At 72.9% G+C, this 8,876-nt stretch carries 10 protein-coding genes; 1 reads left to right on the forward strand and 9 read right to left on the reverse strand.

Features of this window, described 5'->3' with window-relative positions:
• Positions 1-18: 18 nt before the first annotated feature.
• Positions 19-672, reverse strand: coding sequence for a DUF2017 domain-containing protein (locus ACXJKG_RS04505; protein WP_456844563.1), 654 nt, complete (start codon positions 670-672; stop codon positions 19-21).
• Positions 672-965 carry an ATP-dependent Clp protease adapter ClpS gene (gene clpS / locus ACXJKG_RS04510; RefSeq protein ID WP_456844564.1) on the reverse strand — a complete coding sequence of 98 codons (294 nt, stop codon included), beginning with the start codon at positions 963-965 and terminating at the stop codon, positions 672-674. Before clpS ends, ACXJKG_RS04505 begins: the two co-directional genes overlap by 1 nt.
• Before the next feature lie 71 nt (positions 966-1,036).
• On the opposite strand from clpS, the gene ACXJKG_RS04515 reads away from it, so the two are divergent.
• On the forward strand, positions 1,037-2,380 hold the full coding sequence (locus ACXJKG_RS04515; protein WP_456844565.1) for a nicotinate phosphoribosyltransferase: 1,344 nt from the start codon (positions 1,037-1,039) through the stop codon (positions 2,378-2,380).
• A 133-nt stretch (positions 2,381-2,513) separates the two neighbouring features.
• Here ACXJKG_RS04515 and ACXJKG_RS04520 read toward each other — a convergent pair whose 3' ends face one another.
• The 7 genes from ACXJKG_RS04520 to ACXJKG_RS04550 all read right to left on the reverse strand — a co-directional run bounded on the left by ACXJKG_RS04520 (position 2,514) and on the right by ACXJKG_RS04550 (position 8,824).
• Positions 2,514-2,669 (reverse strand): hypothetical protein, encoded by a 156-nt coding sequence (locus ACXJKG_RS04520; protein WP_456844566.1) that lies wholly within the window; start codon positions 2,667-2,669, stop codon positions 2,514-2,516.
• 257 nt (positions 2,670-2,926) lie between these two features.
• Positions 2,927-4,738 carry a DEAD/DEAH box helicase gene (locus ACXJKG_RS04525; RefSeq protein ID WP_456844567.1) on the reverse strand — a complete coding sequence of 604 codons (1,812 nt, stop codon included), beginning with the start codon at positions 4,736-4,738 and terminating at the stop codon, positions 2,927-2,929.
• Positions 4,735-5,109: a DUF3039 domain-containing protein gene (locus ACXJKG_RS04530; RefSeq protein ID WP_456844568.1), complete on the reverse strand. Its 375-nt coding sequence runs from the start codon at positions 5,107-5,109 to the stop codon at positions 4,735-4,737. Before ACXJKG_RS04530 ends, ACXJKG_RS04525 begins: the two co-directional genes overlap by 4 nt.
• A gap of 71 nt (positions 5,110-5,180) precedes the next feature.
• A complete protein-coding gene (gene nagB / locus ACXJKG_RS04535; RefSeq protein WP_456844569.1) occupies positions 5,181-5,963 on the reverse strand; it encodes a glucosamine-6-phosphate deaminase in 783 nt (260 codons plus the stop codon).
• On the reverse strand, positions 5,963-6,961 hold the full coding sequence (locus ACXJKG_RS04540) for an ROK family protein (protein WP_456844570.1): 999 nt from the start codon (positions 6,959-6,961) through the stop codon (positions 5,963-5,965). The genes nagB and ACXJKG_RS04540 overlap by 1 nt, the downstream gene beginning before the upstream one ends.
• Position 6,962: 1 nt before the next feature.
• Positions 6,963-7,835: a carbohydrate ABC transporter permease gene (locus ACXJKG_RS04545; protein ID WP_456844573.1), complete on the reverse strand. Its 873-nt coding sequence runs from the start codon at positions 7,833-7,835 to the stop codon at positions 6,963-6,965.
• A 47-nt stretch (positions 7,836-7,882) separates the two neighbouring features.
• Complete coding sequence (locus ACXJKG_RS04550; protein ID WP_456844571.1) at positions 7,883-8,824, reverse strand: carbohydrate ABC transporter permease; 942 nt, start codon at positions 8,822-8,824, stop codon at positions 7,883-7,885.
• Positions 8,825-8,876 lie beyond the last annotated feature (52 nt).

The following is an 8,876-nucleotide window of genomic DNA, read 5'->3' on the forward strand; positions in this document are numbered from 1 at the left end:
AGCCTAACGGCTGCGCGGTCACGGTCCCGCCGGACGCCCGGAGGCGCGCAGGTCGTGCAGCAGCATCTCGACCAGCGACTCCTGCAGCCAGCTCAGCGCGCCGTAGACGGCGACCAGGTAGCGACGGGCTGCGGGGTCCAGCTCCTCGGGCGCGGCGTCGTCGATCTGTGCCTGCGGCGAGACCAGGAGCGAGTCGTACAGCCGCTCCGCCTGCTCGTCGGTGCGGATGTCGAGGCGTTCGGCCAGGACGAGGCGCAGGTCGGTCAGGGCCCCGGCGACGTCCCGGGCGTCGAGCGGGTCGACGACGAACGCGTCGGCCCGCCAGCCCTCCGTCGGCGTCGTCAGGGCGGTCCAGAGCCTGGTCAGCCGCGCGATCTTGTCGGCCCGCAGGTCGTCCTCGGTGAGGCGACGGAACTCGGCGGAGACCTCCGGGTCGTCCCGGGAGGCGTCGGGCAGCAGCCGGCGCACCGCGGGGTCGGACGGCGGGGTGATGGGCTCGAGGCTCATGCGGGGCGTGCCGTCCGCCGCGGGGATCGTCGCCGCGTCGGGCGCCTCGAGCCGCCCTGCACCCAGCAGCTCGGCCACGTCCGCGACCAGCGCGGCGATCACCCCGCGCTCGTCGTCGTCCAGGCGCGCGGCGTACATCCCCCGACGACGCTTGAACCCCCGCATCACTGCCCGCTGCGCTGGAGGGTCGCCCAGAGACCGAACCCGTGCATCGCCTGCACATCGACCTCCATCGCCTCGAGCGAACCCGTCGAGACCACGGCCCGCCCCTGCTCGTGCACCTGGCGCATCAGTCGCTCGGCCTTCTGCCGCGAGTGACCGAAGTACGACTCGAACACGTACGTCACGTAACTCATGAGGTTGACCGGGTCGTTCCACACGATGGTCACCCACGGATCGGCGACCGCCGCCTCCTGAGCCTCCTCGACGTCGGCGTCGGGGAGGGTCTGCACTGGCACGCCGTCCACTGTAGGTGGGAGATGTGTCGGGTGGGCACGCGCGGTCGCGGCGGTCCGCCTACGTTGGGGCCATGACGGCCCCGCAGGCGCCCAGCGCCGCGCTCCTGACCGACCGGTACGAGCTCACGATGCTGCAGGCCGCGCTGGCCGACGGCACCGCGCAGCGCCGGTGCGTCTTCGAGGTGTTCACGCGCCGCCTCCCGCACGGCCGGCGGTACGCGGTGCTGGCCGGGACGGGCCGGGTGCTCGAGTCGCTCGAGCGGTTCCGGTTCGGCGCCGCGGAGCTCGACTGGCTCGCGCAGGGCGGCGTGGTCGACGACGCGACGCTCGCCTACCTCGAGGGCTACCGGTTCGGCGGCTCGATCGCCGGGTACGCCGAGGGCGAGGTCTTCTTCCCGTCGTCGCCGGTCATGGTGGTCGAGGGCACGTTCGCCGAGGCGGTCCTGCTCGAGACGCTGGTGCTCTCGATCCTCAACTTCGACTCGGCCGTCGCGTCGGCCGCGTCCCGCATGACCAGCGCGGCCCTCGAGCGGCCGTGCCTCGAGATGGGCTCGCGCCGCGCGCACGAGGAGGCCGCCGTCGCCGCCGCGCGGGCCGCCGTCGTCGCAGGCTTCGCCGGGACGTCGAACCTCGAGGCGGGGCGGCGGTACGGCCTGCCGACGATCGGCACGGCCGCGCACGCCTTCACGCTCCTGCACGACGACGAGAAGGAGGCCTTCACGGCCCAGGTGGCCGCGCAGGGCGTCGGCACGACCCTGCTGGTGGACACGTACGACGTGCGCCGCGGGGTCGAGAACGCGCTCGCCGCGGCCGGCCCCGAGCTGGGGGCCGTGCGGCTCGACTCCGGCGACCTCGGCGTCCTCGCGCACGAGGTCCGCGCCCAGCTGGACGAGGCGGGCGCCCGCGCGACGAAGATCGTCGTGACGTCCGACCTCGACGAGTACGCGATCGCCGCGCTCGCGGTCGCGCCGGTCGACAGCTACGGCGTCGGCACCTCCGTGGTAACCGGCTCCGGCGCCCCGACCTGCGGGATGGTCTACAAGCTCGTCGCCCGCGAGGGGGCCGACGGCGCGCTCGCCCCGGTGGCCAAGGCGGCGCGCGGCAAGGTCAGCGTGGGCGGCCGCAAGTCGGCGGCCCGCCGGCGCGACGGCGACGGGCGGGCGGTCGAGGAGGTGCTGGTCACCGGTGCCGATGCCGACGTGCGCGGCTGGGCGCCGACGGACCCGTCCCTGCGGCCGTTGCTGGTCCCGCTGGCCACCGACGGTGTCGTCGATCCGCGCTGGGTCGGCGCCGACGGCGTCCGGGTGGCAGCAGAACGGCACCGCGCCTCGCGGGACGAGCTGCCGCGCGGGGCGCGACGACTGTCTGCCGACGAGGCAGCGGTGCCGACGGTGACGCTGCGGCTCGAGGACTGAGAGGGCCCGAGCCGCAGCGTCGGCTGCCGTGCTGCTGGTGCCGCGGGCGCCCGACGTCGTCAGGCGTCGGCGCCGCGGCGGTGTGGCCGGGAGCGGTCCGCGGTCATGGACACGCGGGCGCTACCCGGCCTGGCTAGACCCGCGAGCCGCGCCGACCGACGAGTCCGAGGATCAGGCTGACGACGAGCACGATCACGCCGATCCAGATGAGCCAGTGTCCGATGGTGGTCGCGACGCCGAGAATGACGAGGACGACACCGACGAGGATGAGGATGAGCCAGGTAGGCATGGGTTGACCCTTTCGATCTGTGGTCACCTATCGGGCATCCGGGGGTACCCGGCGCCGTGTGCAACAGATCAAATCTGGCAGCGTCGGACCCCCTCGGCACGTCGAACGAAAAGTTGCGCGGGAGAACCGAAATGCTATGTGGGCGCGCGTCCAGGGCTGTGACCTGCGGCTTTACCCTTTTTTGGGGGTGACCACATACTGAGACGGGCCTTGCGGCACCGGGTGAAACCCGAGTAGCCGACTCGCCCGCCGGCGGATCAGCGCTTGCCGACGAACCACCCGCGGACCATCGCGACCCGCGCGGTGAGCTGGTCGGGGTCGGCCAGCGCCACCTCGGGCCCGCCGCACCGCCGTCGCAGCTCGTTGTGCACGGACCCGTGCGGCTGCCCGCTCTTGCGCGCCCACGCCCCGACCAGCTGCGAGAGCTCCTTGCGCAGCTCCGCCTGCTTGCGGTGGTCCATCTCCGCCACGGGCTCGGCCACCTTCCTGCGACCGCTGATCTGGTCCGCCTGCCGCTGCCGCAGKAGCGCCGAGACCTGGTCGGCGTCGAGCAGCCCGGGCAGCCCGAGGAAGTCGAGCTCCTCCTCGGAGCCCATCTCCGCCCCGGTGCCGAACTCGCCGCCGTCGAACAGCACGCGGTCGAACGACGCCTGCGCCTCGAGGGCCTCGAACGCCCCCTGCTTGCCGTCGGGGCCGATCTCGTCCGGCCCGTTGCGCTCGCGGTTCGCCTCGGCCAGCGCGTCGTCGTCGAGGCCGACGTCGACGCCCTGCTCCTCCAGCGTCTTGGGGCGGTCGAGGGCGTGGTCGCGCTCGAGCTCGAGCGTGTGGGCCAGGGCGAGCAGCTGCGGGACGCTGGGCAGGAACACCGASGCGGTCTCGCCSCGYCGCCGGGCGCGGACGAACCGGCCCACGGCCTGCGCGAAGAACAGGGGCGTCGCSGTGCTGGTGGCGTAGACGCCGACSGCCAGCCGKGGCACGTCGACSCCCTCSGASACCATCCGSACSGCGACCAGCCAGCGGGAGTCGCCCGCGGAGAACTCGTCGATGCGGTCGCTCGCGCCGTCGTCGTCCGACAGCACGATGGTCGGCGACCTCCCCGTGATCCGGGCGAGGTGGCCGGCGTAGGCGCGGGCGTCGGTCTGGTCGGTCGCGATGACCATCGCGCCCGCGTCGGGGATGGCCMGGCGGACCTCGGAGAGCCGCTTGTCCGCCGCCGCCAGCACGCTGGGGATCCACTCGCCGTTCGGGTCGAGCGCCGTGCGCCACGCCTGCGCGGTGATGTCCTTGGTGAGCGGCTCGCCGAGGCGCGCGCTGATCTCGTCGCCGGCCTTGGTGCGCCACCGCATCGAGCCGCTGTACGACAGGAAGATCACGGGGCGCACGACGTGGTCGCGCAGCGCGTCGCCGTACCCGTACGTGTAGTCGGCGACGCTGCGCCGGATGCCGTCGCTCTTGCGGTCGTAGCGCACGAACGGGATGGCCGCGGTGTCGGACCGGAACGGCGTTCCCGTCAGCGCGAGCCGTCGGGTGGCCCCCTCGAACGCCTCGCGCACGGCGTCGCCCCAGGACAGCGCGTCACCGCCGTGGTGCACCTCGTCGAGGATCACCAGGGTGGGCGCCGCCGCCGTGCGGGCCGCGTGCAGCGCGGGCTTGCTGGCCACCTGCGCGTACGTCACCGCGACACCGTCGAACCCGTGGCCGTGCCGGCCCTGCGCGTTGCTGAAGTTGGGGTCGAGCGTGATGCCCACCCGCGCGGCGGCGTCGGCCCACTGCCGCTTGAGGTGCTCCGTGGGCGCGACGACGGTCACGCGCCGGACCAGCTTCGCCTCGAGCAGCTCGGTGGCGATACGCAGGGCGAACGTCGTCTTGCCCGCCCCGGGCGTGGCGACCGCGAGGAAGTCCCGCGGGTTCGCCATGCGGTACTGCTCGATCGCCTCGGCCTGCCACGCGCGCAGCTTGCCCGCGGTCCCCCACGGCGCACGCGCGGGGAACGCCGGCGGGAGCTGCGAGGCCGCCGACGAGGAGGCGTGGGTGGACGGGAGGGACGACGGACGCGGGGCGGCCGTCACGCGCCGCCGCTGCCGGGGTTCCGGCCGAAGCCCCACTTGCGACCGCCGCCCGAGCCCTTGCCGCCCTCGTTCTTGTCGCCGTCCTGCGGCTCGCGCAGACCCTCGTAGATCTCCTTGCAGACCGGGCAGACCGGGAACTTGTTCGGGTCCCGGCCCGGCACCCAGACCTTGCCGCAGAGCGCGATGACGGGCTTGCCGCTCAGCGCGGAGTCGAGGATCTTCTCCTTGCGCACGTAGTGCGCGAAGCGCTCGTGGTCACCCGGCTCGACCTGCTCGCGGGTCTCCTCGCGCTCCAGCACGCTGGTCGACGTACCCGGGTCGGAGGAGAACGGGTCGTCGGGTCCGGTGCTCGGAGGCAGGGGCTCGCTCATGGCGACGAGTGTACGTCGGGGGTCCGACGCTCCCCGGGTGAGTCCGGCGTGCGGAACCTCACCGCGCAGGCTCAGAGCCCCTGCCAGTCGGGCTTCGCGGCGAACGTCTCGCGGTAGTAGTCGGCGAGCTGGAGGCGGCTCGCGGCCGCGTCGTCGACGAGCACCGTGACGTGCGGGTGGTGCTGCATGATCGTCGCCGGCCACATGGCGCTGACGGGCCCCTCGACCAGCTGGTGCACGGCCTCGGCCTTGCCCTTGCCCGTCGCCAGGAGCACCAGGTGCCGCGCGGCCATGATCGTGGCGAGCCCCTGGGTGAGGCAGTGCTGCGGGACCAGGTCGATGTCCCCGCCGAAGAACCGTGCGTTGTCCTCGCGGGTCTGGCGGGTCAGCGTCTTGATGCGCGTGCGCGAGGCCAGCGACGAGCCCGGCTCGTTGAACGCGATGTGCCCGTCGGTGCCGATGCCGAGGATCTGCAGGTCGACGCCGCCGACCGCGGCGATCGCGTCCTCGTACGCGGCGCAGGCCGCGACCAGGTCGTCGGCGAGCCCGTCCGGGCCCTGCACGGCACCCGGGGCGAAGTCGACGCGGGAGGCGATCTCCCGCTCGATGACGTTGCGGTACCGCTCGGGGTGGTCCGCCGCGAGACCGACGTACTCGTCGAGCATGAAGGCGCGGGTGCGGGCGAACGACAGCCCGTGCTCGACGTGCCGGCGGGCCAGCTCGTCGTAGACGGCCAGCGGGCTCGAGCCCGTCGCCAGGCCCAGCACCGCGTCGGGCTGCGCGCGCACCAGCTGCTCGATCGCGGCGGCGGCGAGCCGGCCCAGCTCGGGGCCGGGCGCGATGACGACCTCCATCAGACGTACTCCCCTCTGCCCAGCAGCGCCGCACCGACGGCGCCGACCGGGACGTCGGCAGGCGCGAGGCTCACGCGTCGCGCGAGCCCCATGGACGCCAGGAACGGCGACGCCTGGGCCTCGCGCTCGAGCTCCGCGGTGATCGCGCGCAGCAGCGGCTGCCCGAGGGCGCTGACGCCACCGCCGATGACCACGAGCTCGACGTCGCAGGTGAGGACCAGGATCCGCACGGCCGCGGCGACGGCCCAGGCGAACCGCTCCCTGATCTCGATCGCCTGCGGGTCACCGGCCTCGGCCGCGACGAAGAGCTCCTCGGGCGCGGGCCGACCGTATCGGCTCGGCCAGGCGGCGTCGAGCGCCGACCCCGAGGCGTACTGCTCCAGGCAGCCCAGCTGCCCGCACTTGCACGGCAGACCGTCGGGCACGAGCGTCAGGTGACCGATCTCCCCCGCGCCGCCCGTCGAGCCCCGGCGCAGCCGGCCCTCGAGCAGCAGCCCGGCGGCCAGACCGGTGCCGAGCGCGAGGAACGCGAGGTCGTGCACGACGTCGGCGTCGGACGCCGCGTGCTGGCCGTCGACCGTGTGGGCCGCGCCGACGACCGCCACGGTGAGGTCGTTCTCCACCCGCACCGGCAGCCCGAGCCGGGCCGCGACCAGCGCGGCCAGCGGCGTGCGCTGCTCGATGCCGAGGTTGACCGCGTGCTCGACCGTGCCGTCGGCGGCGTCGACGACGCCCGGCAGGCCGATGCCCACCCCGGCCAGCTCGGCGACGGGCACACCGGCGCTGGCGGCGAGCTCCTCGACGACCGACACGACCGTGTCGACCACCCCGTCCGCCCCGCCGACGGTGGCCGAGCGCAGCTGGTGCCGCACGACGCCCCCGGCGTCCATGAGGACCCCGAGCACCTTGGTGCCGCCGACGTCCAGCCCGACCGACCACGGGCGCGTTCCCCCGTCCGACACCCGCTCGTGCGGCGTCGGGATCCCCTGCGCGTTCACGTCAGCCCTTCACCGCACCCGCGACGAGCCCGGACGTCATCTTGTTCTGCACGAACAAGAAGAACACGATGACGGGGATCGCGATGAGCGCCGAGCCGGCCATGACGACGCCCCAGTCGGTGGCGCGGTTGGACTCGACGAGCCCCTGCAGCCACAGCGGCAGCGTGCGCTGCGCGGGGTCGGTCATGACGACGAGAGCCAGGGTGTACTCGTTCCACGCCTGCAGGAACCCGTAGACGCCTGCGGCGACCAGACCGGGGGCGAGCAGCGGGAACGTGATCCGGAAGAAGGCGGCGGTGCGCGAGAGCCCGTCGACCATCCCGGCCTCCTCGAGCTCGATGGGCACCCCGGCCACGAACCCGCGCAGCATCCAGATGGTGAAGGGCAGGATCGCCGCGGTGTAGACCAGCGCCAGGCCGGCCACCTTGTTCACCAGGTTCCAGCCGTCGAGCATCTGGTACTGCGAGATGAACAGGCCCTCGGCCGGGATCATCTGCACGACGAGGATCGTCAGGATGAAGCCCTTGCGCCCGCGGAACCGGAACCGGCTGACGGCGAGGGCGGCGAGGAACGCGAAGATCAGGGCGGCGATCAGGACGATGACGACGACCGCCAGCGAGACGCGCATCGCGGCCCAGAACGTGGGGTCGTTCAGCACGCGCCGGAAGTTCGACAGCGTGCCGCCCAGCGGGAAGAACGTGGGGTTCGGTGTCTGCAGCTTGTTCAGCGGCAGGAACGCGCTGTTGATCATCCAGTAGATGGGGAAGACCCACACCACGGCCAGGACGACGGCGAGGGCGCCGAGGGCGCGGCGGCCACCGCGGGACTGCGCGCGACCGGCCTCGGACGACTGTGGCTGCTTGCCGAGCGGGATCTCGCTCGGGGTGGCCTGCGGCGCGGGTGCCGGGACGTCGACGGTGCTCACAGCTCGTCCTCCTTCAGCATCTGCCGGATGTAGAAGCCGGTCAGGGCGAGCGTCAGCACCAGCATGATCGTGGCGAGCGCGCCGGCCATGGAGAACTCCTTGGCGTACGAGTAGATGAGGGTGCCCAGCAGGTTGGTCTCGCGCGTCGGCGCGCCGGCCCGCTGGAGCACGTAGATCTGCGTGAAGACCTTGAGGTCCCAGATGACCTGCAGCAGCAGCACGATCGAGAGGACCGGCCGGATCATCGGGATCGTGATGTTCCAGAACCGCTGGCGCGACGAGGCGCCGTCGAGCTGGGCGGCCTCCATCGTCTCCTCGGGGACCTGCAGCAGCCCGGCGTACACGGAGAACGCGACGAACGGCACGGACATCCACACGACGATGACGGTCGCCACGAAGTAGAAGGACAGCGGCTGGATGATCCAGGAGTGGCCGGCCATGTCGTCGAGGCCGAAGACGTGGGCCAGGACCCAGTTGATGACGCCGTACTGCGAGTCGAAGAGCCACTGCCACACGGTCATCGAGGCGAGCACCGGGGTCCCCCAGGCCAGCAGCAGCGAGACCTGCAGCGTGATGCGCGAGAACGTGCTGATCCGCGACATGAGGACCGCGAACGCGATGCCGATGAGCATCGTCACGGCGGCGTTGACCAGGCAGAAGGCGATCGAGCGCCCGATGACGGCCCACACGTACGGGTCGGTCAGCAGGTCGACGTAGTTCTGCAGGCCGACCCACTCGGCGGGCTGGCCGAACTGCTGGCGCAGGCCGTACTCCTGGAAGGAGATGACGAACTGGCGGACCAGCGGGTAGCCGAGCGCGACGCCCATGAGGATCGCGGCGGGGACGAGCAGGCCGTACACGCCGAGCTTGCGGCGGCGGCGGCGCGGGAAGGCGACGGCGACGTCGTCCGTCTGCAGCGCGGGGGCAGAGGCTGCCATGGGGAACTCCTGTCTGGTGGCGCGACCGGGCCGGCCTGCGTGGGCAGGCCCG

The sequence above is a fragment of the Cellulomonas sp. P5_C6 genome (genome assembly GCF_054049635.1).